19 protein-coding genes and 3 riboswitches are annotated in these 16,816 nt (G+C 38.1%); of the genes, 6 read left to right on the forward strand and 13 right to left on the reverse strand.

The window, feature by feature from the left end:
• Positions 1-278 precede the first annotated feature (278 nt).
• The gene (locus BMSHG_RS00650) at positions 279-725 is read left to right on the forward strand and encodes a spore coat protein (protein WP_019152497.1); all 447 of its coding nucleotides are present in this window, start codon (positions 279-281) and stop codon (positions 723-725) included.
• A gap of 62 nt (positions 726-787) precedes the next feature.
• Here BMSHG_RS00650 and BMSHG_RS00655 read toward each other — a convergent pair whose 3' ends face one another.
• On the reverse strand, positions 788-1,327 hold the full coding sequence (locus BMSHG_RS00655; protein ID WP_019152498.1) for a VUT family protein: 540 nt from the start codon (positions 1,325-1,327) through the stop codon (positions 788-790).
• 76 nt (positions 1,328-1,403) lie between these two features.
• A riboswitch (PreQ1 riboswitch) is annotated at positions 1,404-1,447 on the reverse strand.
• 119 nt (positions 1,448-1,566) lie between these two features.
• A riboswitch (PreQ1 riboswitch) is annotated at positions 1,567-1,613 on the forward strand.
• Positions 1,614-1,672: 59 nt separating this feature from the next.
• Between BMSHG_RS00655 and queF the strand changes: the two genes are divergently transcribed.
• The 3 genes from queF (at position 1,673) to BMSHG_RS00670 (ending at position 4,321) form a co-directional block, all read left to right on the forward strand.
• Complete coding sequence (queF, locus tag BMSHG_RS00660; protein ID WP_019152499.1) at positions 1,673-2,173, forward strand: preQ(1) synthase; 501 nt, start codon at positions 1,673-1,675, stop codon at positions 2,171-2,173.
• 108 nt (positions 2,174-2,281) lie between these two features.
• Positions 2,282-3,109: an RMD1 family protein gene (locus BMSHG_RS00665; RefSeq protein ID WP_019152500.1), complete on the forward strand. Its 828-nt coding sequence runs from the start codon at positions 2,282-2,284 to the stop codon at positions 3,107-3,109.
• Between the two features lie 222 nt (positions 3,110-3,331).
• The gene (locus BMSHG_RS00670; protein ID WP_392397237.1) at positions 3,332-4,321 is read left to right on the forward strand and encodes a nuclease-related domain-containing protein; all 990 of its coding nucleotides are present in this window, start codon (positions 3,332-3,334) and stop codon (positions 4,319-4,321) included.
• A 137-nt stretch (positions 4,322-4,458) separates the two neighbouring features.
• On the opposite strand, the gene nspC is transcribed toward BMSHG_RS00670, so the two are convergent.
• Complete coding sequence (nspC, locus tag BMSHG_RS00675; protein WP_019152502.1) at positions 4,459-5,586, reverse strand: carboxynorspermidine decarboxylase; 1,128 nt, start codon at positions 5,584-5,586, stop codon at positions 4,459-4,461.
• 1 nt (position 5,587) lies between these two features.
• Entirely contained in the window at positions 5,588-6,823 is a 1,236-nt protein-coding gene (locus BMSHG_RS00680) for a saccharopine dehydrogenase family protein (RefSeq protein WP_019152503.1), read from the reverse strand.
• Between the two features lie 666 nt (positions 6,824-7,489).
• On the opposite strand from BMSHG_RS00680, the gene BMSHG_RS00685 reads away from it, so the two are divergent.
• A complete protein-coding gene (locus tag BMSHG_RS00685; RefSeq protein ID WP_019152504.1) occupies positions 7,490-7,687 on the forward strand; it encodes a DUF3896 family protein in 198 nt (65 codons plus the stop codon).
• Between the two features lie 48 nt (positions 7,688-7,735).
• Here BMSHG_RS00685 and BMSHG_RS00690 read toward each other — a convergent pair whose 3' ends face one another.
• The 5 genes from BMSHG_RS00690 to BMSHG_RS00710 all read right to left on the reverse strand — a co-directional run bounded on the left by BMSHG_RS00690 (position 7,736) and on the right by BMSHG_RS00710 (position 10,788).
• Entirely contained in the window at positions 7,736-8,701 is a 966-nt protein-coding gene (locus BMSHG_RS00690) for an NAD(P)H-dependent flavin oxidoreductase (RefSeq protein ID WP_019152505.1), read from the reverse strand.
• 33 nt (positions 8,702-8,734) lie between these two features.
• Positions 8,735-9,538, reverse strand: coding sequence for an MBL fold metallo-hydrolase (locus BMSHG_RS00695; protein WP_019152506.1), 804 nt, complete (start codon positions 9,536-9,538; stop codon positions 8,735-8,737).
• Positions 9,539-9,743: 205 nt separating this feature from the next.
• Positions 9,744-9,938, reverse strand: coding sequence for a hypothetical protein (locus BMSHG_RS00700; protein WP_019152507.1), 195 nt, complete (start codon positions 9,936-9,938; stop codon positions 9,744-9,746).
• Positions 9,939-10,243: 305 nt separating this feature from the next.
• Positions 10,244-10,378, reverse strand: a complete 135-nt coding sequence (locus tag BMSHG_RS29210) for a hypothetical protein (protein ID WP_019152508.1) — start codon at positions 10,376-10,378, stop codon at positions 10,244-10,246.
• Between the two features lie 86 nt (positions 10,379-10,464).
• The gene (locus tag BMSHG_RS00710) at positions 10,465-10,788 is read right to left on the reverse strand and encodes a hypothetical protein (protein ID WP_019152509.1); all 324 of its coding nucleotides are present in this window, start codon (positions 10,786-10,788) and stop codon (positions 10,465-10,467) included.
• A gap of 66 nt (positions 10,789-10,854) precedes the next feature.
• Positions 10,855-10,958, reverse strand: a riboswitch (SAM riboswitch).
• Between the two features lie 128 nt (positions 10,959-11,086).
• Between BMSHG_RS00710 and BMSHG_RS00715 the strand changes: the two genes are divergently transcribed.
• On the forward strand, positions 11,087-12,094 hold the full coding sequence (locus BMSHG_RS00715) for a M14 family metallopeptidase (protein WP_034658472.1): 1,008 nt from the start codon (positions 11,087-11,089) through the stop codon (positions 12,092-12,094).
• Between the two features lie 10 nt (positions 12,095-12,104).
• Here BMSHG_RS00715 and fdhD read toward each other — a convergent pair whose 3' ends face one another.
• The 5 genes from fdhD to fdhF are packed head-to-tail and all read right to left on the reverse strand — an operon-like array spanning position 12,105 to position 16,815.
• Positions 12,105-12,959 (reverse strand): formate dehydrogenase accessory sulfurtransferase FdhD, encoded by an 855-nt coding sequence (gene fdhD / locus BMSHG_RS00720; protein WP_019152511.1) that lies wholly within the window; start codon positions 12,957-12,959, stop codon positions 12,105-12,107.
• A gap of 24 nt (positions 12,960-12,983) precedes the next feature.
• Positions 12,984-13,127, reverse strand: coding sequence for a hypothetical protein (locus tag BMSHG_RS28090; RefSeq protein WP_019152512.1), 144 nt, complete (start codon positions 13,125-13,127; stop codon positions 12,984-12,986).
• A 15-nt stretch (positions 13,128-13,142) separates the two neighbouring features.
• Positions 13,143-13,355 carry a heavy-metal-associated domain-containing protein gene (locus BMSHG_RS25550; RefSeq protein WP_019152513.1) on the reverse strand — a complete coding sequence of 71 codons (213 nt, stop codon included), beginning with the start codon at positions 13,353-13,355 and terminating at the stop codon, positions 13,143-13,145.
• 12 nt (positions 13,356-13,367) lie between these two features.
• Positions 13,368-13,865, reverse strand: a complete 498-nt coding sequence (locus BMSHG_RS00735) for a DUF1641 domain-containing protein (RefSeq protein WP_019152514.1) — start codon at positions 13,863-13,865, stop codon at positions 13,368-13,370.
• Complete coding sequence (fdhF, locus tag BMSHG_RS00740; RefSeq protein WP_019152515.1) at positions 13,840-16,815, reverse strand: formate dehydrogenase subunit alpha; 2,976 nt, start codon at positions 16,813-16,815, stop codon at positions 13,840-13,842. The genes BMSHG_RS00735 and fdhF overlap by 26 nt, the downstream gene beginning before the upstream one ends.
• Position 16,816 lies beyond the last annotated feature (1 nt).

The following is a 16,816-nucleotide window of genomic DNA, read 5'->3' on the forward strand; positions in this document are numbered from 1 at the left end:
CCACATTTATGTATTTTAAAATTCTTGTGTAACCGGTTACACAAAGACTTTAAAAAATAACCGAACTTTTATGTAACCGGTTACACCTATCTTAAACTTCTAATCTAATAAAGTCAATATTCTTTTTATTATATAAAAGACACGTATTTTATCCATTTTCAGGTTATTATCTTCTCTAAATCATGGCTTTTCCCTAAAAATTAGGTGTTTGTACTAATACGAACTCACCCTTCTTTACATATTGTATTAGTGAATCATAAAAGAAAGGGGAATAAATTATGCATTGTAAACAGCCGTCTCAAGTATTACCTGCGATTGTACACCCGACTAAATGTTGTACAACACACTCTTTTAATAACGTAGTACAGCCGCACATTCATCCAACTCATACAACTCATGTAAATCATACTAACATTCAAAACCAACACTTTTTTCCTCAAACTCAATCTGCAGTGAATAATGTAACTTCTACAAACATGAATATGGGTCCAGGACCTAGTGTTGCTGGAGCGTTCATGCCTGCACCAGGACCAGGAATGCCTGGACCAATGCCCGGACAAGTAGCAGGTGCATTTGCACCAGGCCCAGCGCCAGGTCAAGTTGCAGGTGCTTTTGATCCTAACATGCCTGCTCCTGGTCAAGTTGCAGGTGCCATGTCTCCAAACATGCCTGCTCCTGGTTCAGCTGGTTTCCGCAAGCCTGGATTTAAAGGCTTCGGACGTTAAGTACGGATCAGGTCAAAGAGGGTGCCCCAATTACAATGGAGCACCCTCTTTATTTGTTGATATTAATTTGTGACAGAATGACCTTTTACTAGCGCATGGATGGGATTGATTAAAGCTGCCCCTAACCCTTGAATGAGCGTTTTCACAATTACTTGACCTACAATCGCTGCAGGAACAGCCTCCCAAGGTAGGAATCCTGCTCCAAGTGGACTTAAACCAAGGACCACAAAAAGGATCGAGTCGAATAATCCACCTACTAATCCACTATATAAAATACGTAGATTCATGGGCAACTTCAATCTTGTGTATATTTCTGTATCGGTCGTTTCAGCAATTAAAAAAGATACTGCTGACGCAAAAACGATCCATAATGAATCTCCCAACAGATAGGAAACAACCCCTGACAAAATTAAGGCAACGGCAATGAATATATACGTCTTTTTACGTCCATATTTGTTTTGCACTAGATCTCGAAAAATAAAGGTTGCACCGATTAAAAAAGTTCCCATCGGTACAATGAAAACCCCTAATTCAAGTGGTGCAAATCCTGCTGTCACGACATTCGCCGTTATAATCGAAAGCAAATATAGAATGATTCTCAAAGTAAACACCTCAGATGATTTTTTGGAAAAAGTTCGAAAGAATAAATAAAAACAGTCACCTAAGAAAGGATGACTGTTCTTCTTAGTTTTTTATAGAGGGTAGGCTAGAACCTCTTCCGTTATTTTTCCTTCAAAAATCATAACATAGGATTGCGTAATTGAACACCATTTTACACGAATTTGAAAAGAGCATTGACGAAATGGACAAGTGTTCTATAATATATAAAGAGGAATAATTGAATTGAGAGGTTCATAGCATACACCCTCTATAAAAAACTATGGATACATGACCGTTCACCATGTCCATATTGGGCATGGTTTATTTTTATTGTAGGAGGATTTTTCATGTCAGGTCGAAATAAAGAACAAGGTTTAAATGATTTAACATTACTCGGAAATCAAAATACGAAATACTCGTTTGATTATGCACCAGAAGTTTTGGAGTCGGTCGACAATTTGCATTCTGATCGTGATTACTTCGTGAAATTTAATTGTCCTGAATTTACAAGTCTATGCCCGATCACATCCCAACCCGATTTTGCCACCATGTATATTTCTTATATTCCTAATAAAAAAATCGTGGAAAGCAAATCATTAAAGCTCTATTTATTTAGCTTCAGAAACCACGGTGACTTCCATGAAGACTGTGTCAACATCATCATGAATGATCTAATTAAACTCCTTGACCCTCGCTATATCGAGGTATGGGGAAAATTCACTCCACGAGGTGGCATCTCCATTGATCCATGGTGCAACTATGGAAAACCTGGTACAAAATTTGAGGAAATGGCAATGCATCGCTTAATGAACCATGACCTTAATCCAGAAAAAATTGATAATCGATAATTGCTCATGAAGTCTTGATTTTTCGAGACTTCTTTTTGTTTTTGCATGTTCAGGTGCGTATTTGAATACGATTGAGATAGTACAAATACGCCGAAAAGAGTGAGAAATATGAAAGCTATTTCCTTCAAAGCATTTGCTATTACAAACGAGATTAATTTGAACAAAATTGCGACTCACTGTGGAATACGAAAAAAATTTACTTGGGAAGAACCTTTAATTCTAAAAGGAGATATTCTCCAGAGCATTCTTAAAAAGTCATCTACGGAAATGGAACAAGTTCTCGTTTTCTCCTTTGGTAGCCTCGTTTTTATTAACGTATCAAAAGAAGAAGACATGGTTACTTTTTTCAAGTTCATTCGCTCATTTGAACCAGAACTTGATCTGAGTCATGTCGAACGCTATATGGATGATTACAGCCTACATTTTACTGAAAATGAACCAATTGAACTAACCGACGAATATGTCATCGCGCCGAATTATGAGGTCTACTACCCTGAGCTAATTTCCACGATTTTAGCAAAATCCGTGGCGTTAGAAAAAACAGAGGAACAGCTTGAAAAAATCCACGATAAACTAGAAATGATGATTGACCGGTTGGAAAAAGGAAAGCTGCGGATTGGCAACAAGGAATTGGCAAGAACGATGGCAAAAATCATTCGCCACGAGTACAATACGATTTCTTATATAATGATTTTGGACAAACCAGATATTACTTGGCAAATAAGCGACGCAAACGATTTTTATGAAAGCATGCTTGAATTCCTCGAGCTAAGCGATCGCCATAAAATTCTCAAAGATAAGACGGAAATCCTCTACAATATTATGGGTGGTTTTTCTGATATTAGTCATTCGATCCGCGGCCTTTTTGTCGAATGGGTCATCGTCATCCTAATCCTCTTTGAAATCGTCTTGACCCTGGTCGAAAAAATCTTTTGATCAAACAAAATGAATGCTAGGAACCTATCTTCTAGCATTTTTTTGCATTATTTTCCTCTGAAATTATGATATGATAGCAAGTGAATAACATCACAAAGATGATGGTTTTTTCGCTAATTCCGGAACTTATGGGCATAAATCCGGAAAAATCAAATTAATTCCGGAACTTTTCACTTTTTTTCTGAAAAACGACTCATACTTCCGAAAAATCACTAAAAAGGAGTGTTGCACTTGTATTTAAAAGAACTTTCAAAGCCAATTCGAGCCACCTTCCTCGAAAAATTACAACAACGTTTACTAGAAAACCATCCGAAAACACTAGAAATTCAACAAGATTTAATTCGAATTCTAGCAGGATACAAAGGTGAAAAAGCCGTATCCTATTATCTTGACTTCCTCCCAGATAAAGATTTCTTCATTTTTCACTCTCTCCGACTACCAAGTAAGAACCACTTTTTCCAAATTGATTTTCTCCTCCTCACCTCTCGCTTTGCCCTAATCCTTGAATGTAAAAATTTCTTCGGAACTCTCTATTTCGATGAATCTTTCAAGCAACTAATCCGCACTGCGAACGATAAGGAAGAAGGCTTCCAAGATCCCCTCTCTCAAGCAAAATGGCACCAACAACAACTGACGAATTGGCTCAGGTCCAATGGTTTTAATCTCCCTGTTGACTATTATGTGGTCATAAGCAATCCCTCTACAATCATCAAAACGAGTCCTCAAAACAAACAAGCCCTTAATAAGGTCGTTCATGGTCATAGTCTATTGGAGCGCATTGATGAAGTAAATCATACATGTAAAAACCCCCTTTATGATGAGAAAACAACCCGAAAAATATCTAGACTTCTTTTAAAAAGAACTACCCAGGAGTCATTTGATTTGTTGAAAAAATATGGGATTAAGGAAGAAGAACTATTAACAGGAGTTCGTTGTCCAGCGTGTGGAAATATAAGAATGATTCATCATTATGGCACCTGGAAATGTCCGAAATGCCAACTAAAATGTAAAGATGCCCATCTAGAATCCCTTAAAGATTACTCATTTTTAGTTAAACCCACCATTACTAACCAGGAATTCCGTAAATTCTTCCATATTCACTCTCCAGATGTGGTAAATTACTTGCTGAAATCTATGAATCTGCCTCATTCAGGTTCCACAAAGGGCCGTGTCTACTATCTGAATGAGGAATTCCGGAACTTTCGGGCATAATTCCGGAAAAATGAAATTAATTCCGGAACTTTCGAGCATAATTCCGTAACTTTGAGCATTAATTCCGTAACTTCGTACAACAATTCCGGAAACAGCACAAAAGGACCACTCAACGAAAAGTGGTCCTCATCAACGAATTACGTTAATCTCATCTTAAAATCTTCATATCCGAACTTGTGTAATACACGACAGTCACCGTTTTTATCACGAACTGCAATGGAAGGTAGCGCCATCCCATTAAATGTCGTATTCTTGACCATTGTATAGATCGCCATGTCACCAAACACGAGGCGCTCACCATTTTTTAACGGTTCATCAAAAGAATAGTCGCCAATATTATCGCCAGAAAGACAAGTCGGCCCACCTAATCGATAAGTATAGGCTTTCTCCCCTGCTTCACCAGAACCAAGTAATGGTGGGCGGTAAGGCATTTCCAACACATCTGGCATATGACAAGATGCGGACGTATCAAGAATCGCAATATCCATTCCATTTTGGAGGGTATCCAGAACCGTCGTAATCAAAAACCCCGCATTCAAGGCAACTGCTTCACCTGGCTCAAGATACACTTGCAAACCATATTTATGCTGCATTCGTCGAATACAGTCCTCTAATAACGGAATATCGTAATCTTCCCGAGTAATATGATGACCGCCACCGAAATTTATCCATTCCATCTCCGACAACCAAGGACCAAACTTTTCTTCTACTGCATCAAGCGTCGTCGCTAAGTCATCAGAGTTTTGCTGACATAATGTATGAAAATGAAGACCAGAAATTCCTTCTAGTTGCTCTGGGCGAAAATGTTCGATGGTTACGCCAAAACGTGATCCAACTGCGCATGGATTATAGATTTCATGACCTACTTGTGTCGAACATTCCGGGTTGATGCGAAGACCTATTTTTTTTCCCGCTTTTAACACTTTATCGCGGTATTTTTCAACTTGTGAAAAAGAGTTGAAAATGATGTGGTCACAGTAAGAAATAATCTCATCGATTTCATCTTCACGGTATGCTGGGGAAAAGCAGTGATTCTCTTTTCCCATCTCCTCAAATCCAAGTTTTGCTTCGTATAATCCACTTGCTGCCGTACCACTTAAATACTCTCCAATAAGCGGATACATCGAGTACATGGAAAACGCTTTTTGGGCAAGAATGATTTTTGCTCCGGTTCTCTCCATAACCCCATTAAGAACCCGAAGATTTTTTTCTAAAAGTGCTTCATCTACTACATAACTGGGTGTTGGTAATTCTTCGAAGCGCATTTTAGCCAACAAACTCCGGTTCTTTTGCCACTTCATCAGCATCTACAAGAACGGGGTTAAAGCTTTCTTGCCATGGAAGCCCCCATTTATTTAATGCTTCCATGAATGGATCTGGATCAAATTCCTCAATATTGAATACGCCGGGCTTATTCCATTTGCCAGTCATAATCATCATGGCTCCGATCATCGCTGGTACACCTGTTGTATATGAAACAGCTTGAGAACCAACTTCTGCGTAGCATGCTTCATGATCACATACGTTGTATACATAGTACGTTTTCTCTTTGCCGTCCTTCTTGCCACGGAAGATACATCCAATATTCGTTTTCCCTTTTGTACGTGGTCCAAGAGAAGCAGGATCTGGTAAAACAGCCTTCAAAAATTGAAGGGGAATGATTTGTTGGCCTTCAAATTCAATTGGTTCGATTGACGTCATTCCTACATTTTCGAGAGCTCTTAAATGAGTCAAGTAGCTTTCACCAAATGTCATGAAGAAACGGATGCGTTTAAGTCCTGGAACATGCTTCGCAAGAGATTCAAGCTCTTCATGGTAAAGTAGATACATATCTTTTGGACCAACTTCAGGAAAATCATATACACGCTTGACTTCCATTGGCTTTGTTTCAATCCACTCGCCATTTTCCCAATAGCGGCCATTGGCAGAAACTTCACGAATATTGATTTCAGGATTGAAATTTGTTGCGAATGGATAGCCGTGGTCTCCAGCATTACAGTCAAGGATATCGATATATTCGATTTCATCGAAATGATGCTTTAACGCATGAGCAGTAAACACCCCTGTTACACCAGGATCAAATCCACTACCAAGAAGTGCTGTAATTCCAGCTTCTTCAAAGCGCTCTTTATAATCCCACTGCCATTTATATTCAAATTTTGCCGTATCTTCTGGCTCATAGTTTGCTGTGTCCATGTAATGTGTCTTTGTTGCTAGACAAGCATCCATAATCGTTAAATCTTGGTATGGCAATGCTAAGTTCATAACCACATCTGGCTTTACTTCTTCAATTAAAGCAATCAATTCCTCAACATTGTTTGCATCTACTTGTGCCGTCGTAATCTTTGTTTTGCCACCGTCTAATTTTGCCTTTAAATCATCACATTTGGACTTTGTACGGCTCGCAATACAAATTTCTTCGAAGACCTCGCTGTTTTGAACACACTTATGGATGGCAACAGATGCCACTCCACCACAACCAATAATAAGTGCTTTCCCCATTTTTCATTCCCCTTTTCCATAAGATTTTGTGGTTTTGCTCACGGTCAAAGAACAAATAAAAAAGCAAGTGAAAAAACGCATCAACATGCGCATCACTTGCTTGAGATATAAATATAAATATTAAAAAAGCTAATTAAAGACATGAGAATAGTATGTATAATCCAGATCATGAATGGAAAGCTTTTTAATATTTAAATATATCAATAGGTTCAGAGTCTATATAGCAAATAATTACTTTTACCACTCTTATTGACCGTTTCACAAGTTGATATGCATCCCGCACACTGGTTGTAAAGTAACCAACTTATAAAATTTGAGCTTTTAACTCAATCAATAGGGCAACTACGTTGCCAATCGGCATTTGACCCGGCGAACCGATGCCTTAACTTTTTCCAAAAGAAAAAGTGGTCAAAATTATCTGCTTGGAAAGACCCTGATATTGACTATCTGCTTTCCATTAATAATTCATTCACTATATTAACAACAATCATTTAAAAATGCTATAAAAAAATGAAAAAAGTTAAAAATTATTCTCTCACCAAAAATCGATAACTGTAGCAATGTTTCACAAATTCTTAATATTTTTACGGATTAATAGATAATAAGTTCTTGTATACTAGATTTAGAAAGCGCTTACGAAAATAAGCTCACAAAGGGGTGTTGATGATGAACTATCAAGAAATCAAACAAACATTAGAAGAAAAGAAGCATCACCTAGAGGATAAATTAAAGGATCCAACACTTTTAAAAGAACAAAAAGAAGAAATTCAAAGTGCCATCGATAACTACGAGTATATCATTGAATTAACTGAAATGAATCACTACAAAAGAGGAACGCTTATTGAAGGCTCAACGAATAACTAAAACTAGTAGAGGAGCTTACATTTCGCAAGCTCCTTTTTTTTATTCAAATTAATGAGTCACCTCCCATAACTTCTTTTTTGCAGCAACATATTCTTTCTGAAGTTTTTCTACAAATTCTGCAGCTGATGTAATCTCTTTAACAGCCGCAATCCCTTGTCCACTCCCCCAAATATCTTTCCATGCTTTCGCATTCGTTTCACCACCAAAATTCATTTTTGAAGGATCACTCTCAGGGAGAGCAGTTGGATCCAATCCTGCAGCACGAATGGATGGTGCCAAATAGTTCCCGTGTACACCAGTAAAAAGATTGCTATAAACAATATCATCAGAAGTACATTCAACGATTGTTTGCTTATATTCTGTAGCCGCCCTCGCTTCTTTCGTCGCAATAAAAGGTGAGCCAATATAGGCAAAATCTGCCCCCATTGCTTGGGTAGCTAAGATAGCGTTTCCATTTGCGATCGAGCCTGCTAACGAAAGGGGTCCATCAAACCATTCTCGAATCTCTTGTACTAACGCAAAGGGGCTTTTGTTCCCTGCATGACCGCCAGCACCTGTGGCTACTGCAATTAATCCGTCCGCTCCTTTTTCAATCGCCTTATGGGCAAAACGATTATTGATAACATCATGAAAGACGACAGCCCCATAGCTATGAGCGGCAATATTCACTTCTTCTCTCGCTCCTAAAGACGTGATGATAATCGGAACTTTATATTTTACACATAGCTCCATATCCGCCTCTAAGCGGTCATTAGACTTATGAACAATTTGATTAATCGCAAAAGGGGCAGCAGGATGATCCGGATTTTTCGCATTATAGGAAGCTAATTCTTCCGTAATTTCTGCAAGCCATTCATCCAATTGGGAAGCAGGTCGGGCATTTAATGCAGGCATCGAACCGACAATTCCCGCTTTACACTGTTCAATCACTAGTTTTGGATTACTAATAATAAAAAGTGGTGATCCTATGACTGGAATACGTAAATTTTGAAATATTGCTGGTATCCTTGACATTTAATTTCCTCCTTTTAATCTCATAAAATGACACTATCGTAAAATAGAACGAATGATATGAATCGAATCCCATTCTCCTGAAGAAAAAAATGTGAGCGGATACTTCTTTTTAAACAATTTCGCTTGTATCTCCAATTCATTCAATCCTTCCTTTTGAAGAGTGACAATCATTTCCTGCAATTCTTTTAAGTAATGAAGCTTGTTAGTCAAAGCTTTACGTCCATCTTTGATAAAACCAGCATGACAGCAGAATAATTCAGTAAAATCATACGTCAATACCTTTTCTAATGATTGAATAATGGATGGAATACTTTCTTCACGTAAAGCAAGCTTCGTTTTCTGCGTCACATATAAATCTCCTGAAAAAAGCTGTCCTGTCTCACGATTTAGAAAAGCGAGATGATCTTTAGCATGACCGGGTGTGGGAATGACATCCCATGTTGCCTTTCTTGATGTAAATGTCTCACCGATTGGAATTGCTTCATAGGGTTTCCTTTTGCCCCAAAATATCTTACGGTACAAAGGATAGTCAGCTTTCTTAGCACACTCTTCGATCGTCATTTCATTCTGATAAATTGTCAGTTGATATTCTCGTTGTAAAAAAGCTGCACCGCCAGTATGGTCTTCATGAAAATGGGTAATCACCACTTGCTCGACATCTGCCTCTGCAAAAAAAGGCTTAAACTCGTTTAATAGTACTTGAGCACCTGTATCCACAAGTAGCCCATCCACTTCAAAACAATACACATTTAACTGAACATTATGAAGGGAAACCAATCCTTGAATATAACGTACATTCTCCTGTCTGCCCTTAATGGACCTCCTTTTTACAAGCAAATGATCACCACCTATTTTTACCACCTATATGTAAGATACCACAAAATGAATGGTCGTTCATTATTAATTTTCTTTTTATTCTAACTCTTCCCTATAAAAAAAAGAGCATCTTTTATCGATACCCTTACATTACACAATTATAAAGCCCACATTATGGATGAAAACCTCGATACTTTCATTCGTCAAAATTAGTTGACAAAAAAAGTTAAATATTAATAAGATGATCTATTTTTTCTTCGATGTATTTTGTTTCTAGAAAATCAAGCTTTAGTGCTAGATCTAGATACACAGGACTATTAGGGCCACTTTTGTGATACAATTCACTCTTTTTCGTACGTAGTATACTTATCTCTTTAAGTAGTTCCGTATTTTCAAACGGAACAAAAATCTGTTCTTTCATCTAACCTACACCCCGTTGAAAATAATATGCTTCGCTTTGAAGGATAAAATTTCGTTTTCCTAACAATCAAAGCATGACTGATAGTAACATAGTCTTTCAAGCATGTAAATATTCAACTATAGGTTTAAAAAACTAAAAAATTTTGCGAAATACTATCTAGTGACACTTTTGATTAAACTATGCTAAGAAAAGGAGCAAATAAAGCCATTCTAATGCATAATCACAAGCTATATTATAATAGCATTTCGACAAAAAATAAAATAATTGTCAAATTACTGAAGATTAAATCAGCAGTAATATTTCCTTTATTTTAAATTTACTGGCGTACAAACTGCATATAATTTTTCGACTGGTGCTGAAACCTCTACTTTCACAACTTTAAATCCATTTCCATTTGTAACATTGTCACTTCTTTTGATCGTAAATTGACTCTCTTTCATTGTCCATACTTCCTTCCATCTCATATTTCACACCGAAAATAATATATGACAGGAAGTCAAAAATGTGACTGCTTTTTTATGACAAATTACAAAACCAAATCTAAATAGTTTCCATCCCCATATTTAATCGGAAGTCCTTGTGCCTTCAACTCCTTCCATATTCTCCGATCAAGTGCATATGGATCTCGTTTTTGCAAAACTTTAATTTCTTCCTCAGTTAAATGAAGCTCATAATAACGCTCGTCAATTTTTACATTCCAATGATAGTTTTCCACCTTCATGACAATCACTTCATAGGATGTATTCCATTCTTGCAATTGTCGTTCTACTGTTTTCGAAACATGGACTAAAAAATCTTCGCTGCTGAAATACTTTGCAATATAATTTCTTGCCATTCCACTTATATTCATACACTATCTCTCCCCTAAAAAAATAAAAACTCCTCTTGCAATTTGGATACAAAAGGAGTTTCGACCGTTTTATCATCCAAAGCAATCGCTTTGCTGGTTGGAGCACCTTGCGTTCATACAGGTTGCTGTGACGTCTTAGAGCCAGTTCTCTCGGTCACTCTTGATAACTATTTAATTATTCTTATTATAGACTGAATAGTAACTAAATTTCAATTATTTATTGCCTTCATTTTTACTAACTTTTTTTAAAAAAATCTCATGAAATGACGGTGATTAAAACAGACTATGTAATATGAAAATGTTTAAAAAGCTAATATGGACCCTAATTATCATCTTCATCGCTGTTCCTTCAACCTGTCATGCCAATGAAGTCAATCCAAAGGTCATGTATACATATGAAGCATTAACCGAAGATATTTATCAACTTTCAAAGCAATATCCAAACCTCTTTACTTACAAAACATTGACGACCACTACCTTTGGAAGGAAAATTTGGGCAATCAAATTAGGCAATGGGAAAACCTCTGTATTAATGCATGGAGCTCATCACGCAAGAGAATGGATGACAAGTGCTCTACTAATGAGAATGCTTGAGCGCTATTTAGAGGCATATAATCAACATCAAGCAATCGAGGGATTTAACCCGAAAATATTTGATAAAGTGTCGATTTGGTTTGTTCCCATGGTCAATCCTGATGGCGTTACCCTGCAACAATATGGGCTCCATGCTTTTCCAGCTTATACCCATAGAACGCTAATGGATATGAATGAAGGTTCAAGAGATTTTGCTAGATGGAAATCGAATATTCACGGAATCGATCTTAATCGTCAATATCCAGCTAATTGGGAAAATTTAAAAGGAGTGAATTCTAAACCAAGTTACCAATTCTACAAAGGTACGATGCCGTTAGAAGCAGAAGAAGTAAAAGCGCTCGTTGCTTTTACCCGTGAGATTAATCCAGAAATCGCTGCCGCCTATCACTCTTCAGGAAATGTAATATTTTGGGGATACCATCAATGGGGACTCACCCATACGACGAAATTTACAGATGATTATTATACGATCGCTGAAAAAATCGCAGATATAACAAATTATGAATTAGAAGAACCGGCTTTTCATCAGCAAGGTGGTGGATTTACCGATTGGTTTGTGGAAGAGTTTGAAAAACCTGCATTCACTGTAGAAATCGGTCATTTAATTGAAAATAATAGCCTTCCACTCGATAATTTTCCATCGATTTGGAAGAGAAATAAAACCATCGGCTTATTCCTTGCAGAGAAGGCTTTACAAAGAAAGAAACAATAAAAAAGAGCAATCAAATGCTCTTTTTTTTATTGAACAATTCCTCTTTACTTACAATTTCTTCATGTAGTCCCTTAGCTACCTTAATTCTTTCTGGACGAGTATAAATATTTAGTGAATCCTCCCTAATAAACCCAATCGTTGTGATCGCAAGTTGTTCGGCGAGTTCCAAAGCTAATTGAGTTGGCGCTGATTTAGAGAGGATGATTTCACATCCAATTTTGGCAACTTTTACTACTATTTCCGAAGAGATTCTTCCGCTGAAGGCAATGATTTTATCATGAATTTTTATATTGTTTTTTAGGCAATAACCATAGATCTTATCTAGAGCATTATGACGACCGATATCCATCCGCATTAAAAGGATCCCATCTTTATCGCATAGTGCCGCATTGTGTACACCACCAGTCTCTTGAAATACCTTCGCACGACTCTCCATTTCACTCATAAGGCGAAAAGAATCCTCTATCGCTAACTTCACATTCAAGCGATCGACTTTCTTCGTGCCTAAAGCATCGGTAGCAAACACAAACCCTTGCCTACTCGCTCCACAACAGGACGTGATGTATCGTTTGTTTTGGAGCTTTTCATAAAAGGGATTCACTTCCTTCGTCTTAACATGAATAAAGCCCTCTTTTTCTTGAAACCAAATTTCTTCAATGTCTTCATATTTTTTAATTACACCTTCAGATGCGAGAAAACCGATCGTTAAATCATCTATATATTCTGGTGAACAGACCATCGTTACCCATTCTTTACCATTTAATTTCACTGTAAGAGGGTACTCTGTTACGATCGGATCATCCTTCGCTGCTAGATTTCCGTCTTGAAATCGCATGATCTTTCGCTTTATTTCAATCGGGTTCATATCATCTTCCTTCCGTTTTTCTCATTATTCCATTGGTTCGTATAGATGGAACTTTCGATCTTGTTGACAAGCTTCACATACATGGAGAAAGCCCATTTCTATTTTGTCCCCATCTATTTCAGTTGGGTTCCATTCTTCTTCAACACCGCAAACCTCACAGACTCTCATGCCATGGCCTCCTTCTTATTGTTTGTGTAGATCATAACCAGAATCAATAATCGCTTGTTCAAAGTCCTGTAAGGAAGCTGCCTTCTCGTCAAAATTGACAACTGCTTCCTTGCTATTTACATTCACTTCTGCACTACGAACTCCCCATACCTCGTTTAAGGCATGGAGAATCTTGTCTGCATCTTCTTGAGAACGAATTCCTTGTAGTGTGATTTTTCCTCTTTCCAATCTAGTCACCCTCTAATTGACTTTTTCATTTTCCCGTTTAAACGCTTCTCCCATTCCATGCAAAAATTCAACCATCGTTGTTAGTGATACCTTTACATCTGGATCTCTTAAACTTGAACCTAATTTAATTAAACTTTTCTGCTCCCCAGTTTTGACGACATCTAACATCCGCTCAAAACCCGTATATAATCCTTGTAAAATCGATTGCAATTGTTCAGGATTAATTGAACCGACGAATTGGATCGCCGTCATTCCATTTTTTACGATATTATGAACACCTGTCTGATTTGCTTGTTGCATGGCAATGGCGCCAATATCTTCACGTTGCTCAAGCATTGATTTGGCTGCATCGAGGACGCCCATTTCATGTAAGCCTTTAATGATATCAAGCGTCGTCATTAAAGCTTCACGATTATCTCCAATAGCTTGAAGTAAGGTTGCGATCGACTCCTTTTGTTCATCTATTGGGTTCGGTACACTTTTACTAATTTGCCTGATCGCTTTCGCCATAGTGCTCCCCCTCTATCCATTCTGGTATTGGTGTAAAATCTACTCTTCTCCATTTTTCCTCCACTTTTACACTAAGCTGAGGTATACGATTACCAAAGCGATGATTCACCTTTGGCAGTGGTGGCTCACCCTTTTCTTCTAATACATCCATTTTCACACCCATTTCCTTATAGTTAGGTGTATGGGTGATTTTATCGTGATAGCTACTCGTCAGGCGATTAACCGCTTCATAATCTTCACTTGAATTCATCGTCAAATAGATTTCATTTCCTTTTACCCGGTCAGTAACCATTACTCTTACTTTGACTTGTCCATATGGAGAAGTTAAACGAACTAAAGAACCGTCCTCAAGTCCCCTTTCTTTTGCGAGTTCTGTTGATACATCAAGCCATGGATGGGGAACTTTATGAGTCAATCCTTCTGAACGATACGTCATATTTCCTTCATGGAAATGTTCAAGCAAGCGACCATTATTTAAGTGAAGATCGTACTCTTCTCCTGCTATAAACGGTGGCGTCCAATCTACTGGATAAAGTCTCGCTTTCCCATCTGGAAAAAAGAAACGCTCTTCATATAAAAGGGGAGTATCGGTTCCATCTTTTTTAACTGGCCATATTAACGTATTCCAACCTTCTAAACGTTCATAGCTCACACCGGAAAAGATCGGTGCAAGGGATGCTGCCTCTGCCATAATTTCACTTGGGTCCTTATAATTCCATTTGGCACCTAAGCGATTGGCTAACTCTTGGAAAATAAGCCAATCTGGTTTTGCTTCTCCAAGTGGCTCAAACACTTTATGGAAACGTTGAATTCTTCTTTCTGTATTGGTAAATGTACCATCTTTTTCAAGACTTGGGGCTGCTGGCAAGACGACATTTGCAAACTGAGCGGTTTTGGAAAAAAAGACATCCTGAACGACGAAAAACTCTAATTTTTCAAATGCATCATGCACATGATTTGAATTGGAATCGACGATTGCCATATCTTCTCCAAATAAATACATCGCTCTTATTTTCCCATCCTGAATACCTTCTACCATTTGGTGGTTATTCATCCCAGGTTTTTCTGGTAGTGATACGCCCCATGCTTTCTCATACCGTTCTCTTACTTCTTTATCTTGTACTGGCTCATACCCTGGATACCATGCAGGCATTGTACCGAAATCACAAGCTCCTTGAACATTGTTATGACCCCTTAACGGGTAAGCACCTGTTCCTTCACGTCCATAATTTCCTGTAACTAGTAATAGATTTGAAATGGCTGTACTACCATCTGATCCACCTAAATGTTGAGTTATTCCCATCGCCCATAAAATACAGACTGATTTTGCTTCATGAATCATTTCCGCTAATTGAATAATTTCCTCCTGAGACAATCCCGTTATTTCCTCTGCGTAATCCAACGTGAATTTATCTAACGATGCTTTGTATTTTTCCACATCATTGACTCGTGATTGTAAAAATTCTTTATCTTCCCAACCTTGGTCAAAAATATATTTCGTGACAGCAGACAGCCAAACGAGGTCTGTGCTCGGTTTCGGATGAATATGAAGATTCGCTCGCTCCGCTAATTCATGCTTGCGAATATCAGCAACGATTATTTTTTGACCGTGTAGCTTATGCGATCTTTTAATTCTTGTAGCAAGCACGGGATGGGATTCAGCCGGGTTCGCTCCGATAACAATGATTAACTCCGACTTTTCAATATCACGCATTGTCCCAGAGTCACCACCAATTCCAACCGTACGCATAAGACCTGTTGTTGCCGGAGATTGACAGTAACGGGAACAGTTATCAATATTATTCGTCCCCATCACTGAACGAGCAAACTTCTGGAAAATAAAATTTTCCTCATTTGAACATTTGGATGAAGCGATGTAACCGATCGAATCTGGACCATGCTCTTCTTTAATTCCTGACAACTTTGATGCAATTAATTGCAACGCTTCTTCCCATGTTGCCTCAACAAACTCTTCCCCTTTCCGAATTAATGGTTTTGTCAAACGCTCTTCGCTATTAACAAAATCCCAACCGAATTTTCCTTTAACACAGGTAGAGATACCATTGACAGGTGCTTCAGCTTGGGGCTCAATTTTCAAAATTTTTCGATCTTTTGTCCAAACCTCAAAGCTGCATCCAACACCACAGTACGTACAAACCGTCTTTGTTCGTTTAATACGAGATTTACGCATCGCTGCTTCCACTTCAGAAATCGCAAAAATCTCTTTATAGCCCGGTTCTACTTCTTTTGTCATATCGATCATCGGTTCTAAAATCTTTGGTGGAATAGACGTTAGAAATCCAGCTTCGCCGAGCATCGTTTTTTCCATTAAAGCATTACATGGACAGACGGTTACACAATGACCACAAGATACACAGGAAGATTGGTCGATGGGTACATCATTGTCCCAAATTACCCTTGGCGCTTCTCTATTCCAATCGATCGTTAACGTTTCGTTGACCTGTAAATCCTGACAAGCCTCCACACAACGCCCACATAAAATACATTGGTCCGGCTCATAGCGGTAAAAAGGATGGGAATTATCGGGCGGATACGGCTTTGGTTGAAATTCATATTTTTGATGCTCAATTTCCAAATACTCAGCGGTATTATGAACGACACAATTGCCATTATTGTTATCGCAAACTGTACAATAAAGCTCATGATTTTTTAGGATTCTGCTCATTGCTTCATTTTGAGCTTCCTTGACCATTTTTGATTGGGTATCAACCAACATGTCCGGTTCTGCTTTGTGAGTACAAGCTCGAACCATCTCCCCATTTGCCTGAACGAAGCAAGTATCACATGTTTGAATAGACCCCAAATTCGGATGATAGCAAATACTTGGAATCATATAATCTTGTGACTGAGCTACATCCAAGATCGTTTGACCTTCTTTTGCGGAATACTCCTTGCCGTTGATATGAATCGTAAATGCTCCGTTTTCCATC

Source organism: Robertmurraya massiliosenegalensis JC6, assembly GCF_000311725.1.
Taxonomy (GTDB): Bacteria; Bacillota; Bacilli; order Bacillales; family Cytobacillaceae; genus Robertmurraya; species Robertmurraya massiliosenegalensis.

What these genes read in the sequence shown, in the direction of transcription:
- BMSHG_RS00650 (WP_019152497.1), top strand. Translation starts at nt 279, where the DNA reads ATGCATTGTAAACAGCCGTCTCAAGTATTACCTGCGATTGTACACCCG.
- queF (WP_019152499.1), top strand. Translation starts at nt 1,673, where the DNA reads ATGTCAGGTCGAAATAAAGAACAAGGTTTAAATGATTTAACATTACTC.
- BMSHG_RS00665 (WP_019152500.1), top strand. Translation starts at nt 2,282, where the DNA reads ATGAAAGCTATTTCCTTCAAAGCATTTGCTATTACAAACGAGATTAAT.
- nspC (WP_019152502.1), bottom strand. Translation starts at nt 5,586, where the DNA reads ATGCGCTTCGAAGAATTACCAACACCCAGTTATGTAGTAGATGAAGCA.
- BMSHG_RS00680 (WP_019152503.1), bottom strand. Translation starts at nt 6,823, where the DNA reads ATGGGGAAAGCACTTATTATTGGTTGTGGTGGAGTGGCATCTGTTGCC.
- BMSHG_RS00685 (WP_019152504.1), top strand. Translation starts at nt 7,490, where the DNA reads ATGAACTATCAAGAAATCAAACAAACATTAGAAGAAAAGAAGCATCAC.
- BMSHG_RS00690 (WP_019152505.1), bottom strand. Translation starts at nt 8,701, where the DNA reads ATGTCAAGGATACCAGCAATATTTCAAAATTTACGTATTCCAGTCATA.
- BMSHG_RS00700 (WP_019152507.1), bottom strand. Translation starts at nt 9,938, where the DNA reads ATGAAAGAACAGATTTTTGTTCCGTTTGAAAATACGGAACTACTTAAA.
- BMSHG_RS29210 (WP_019152508.1), bottom strand. Translation starts at nt 10,378, where the DNA reads ATGAAAGAGAGTCAATTTACGATCAAAAGAAGTGACAATGTTACAAAT.
- BMSHG_RS00710 (WP_019152509.1), bottom strand. Translation starts at nt 10,788, where the DNA reads ATGAATATAAGTGGAATGGCAAGAAATTATATTGCAAAGTATTTCAGC.
- BMSHG_RS00715 (WP_034658472.1), top strand. Translation starts at nt 11,087, where the DNA reads ATGTTTAAAAAGCTAATATGGACCCTAATTATCATCTTCATCGCTGTT.
- fdhD (WP_019152511.1), bottom strand. Translation starts at nt 12,959, where the DNA reads ATGAACCCGATTGAAATAAAGCGAAAGATCATGCGATTTCAAGACGGA.
- BMSHG_RS28090 (WP_019152512.1), bottom strand. Translation starts at nt 13,127, where the DNA reads ATGAGAGTCTGTGAGGTTTGCGGTGTTGAAGAAGAATGGAACCCAACT.
- BMSHG_RS00735 (WP_019152514.1), bottom strand. Translation starts at nt 13,865, where the DNA reads ATGGCGAAAGCGATCAGGCAAATTAGTAAAAGTGTACCGAACCCAATA.
- fdhF (WP_019152515.1), bottom strand. Translation starts at nt 16,815, where the DNA reads ATGGAAAACGGAGCATTTACGATTCATATCAACGGCAAGGAGTATTCC.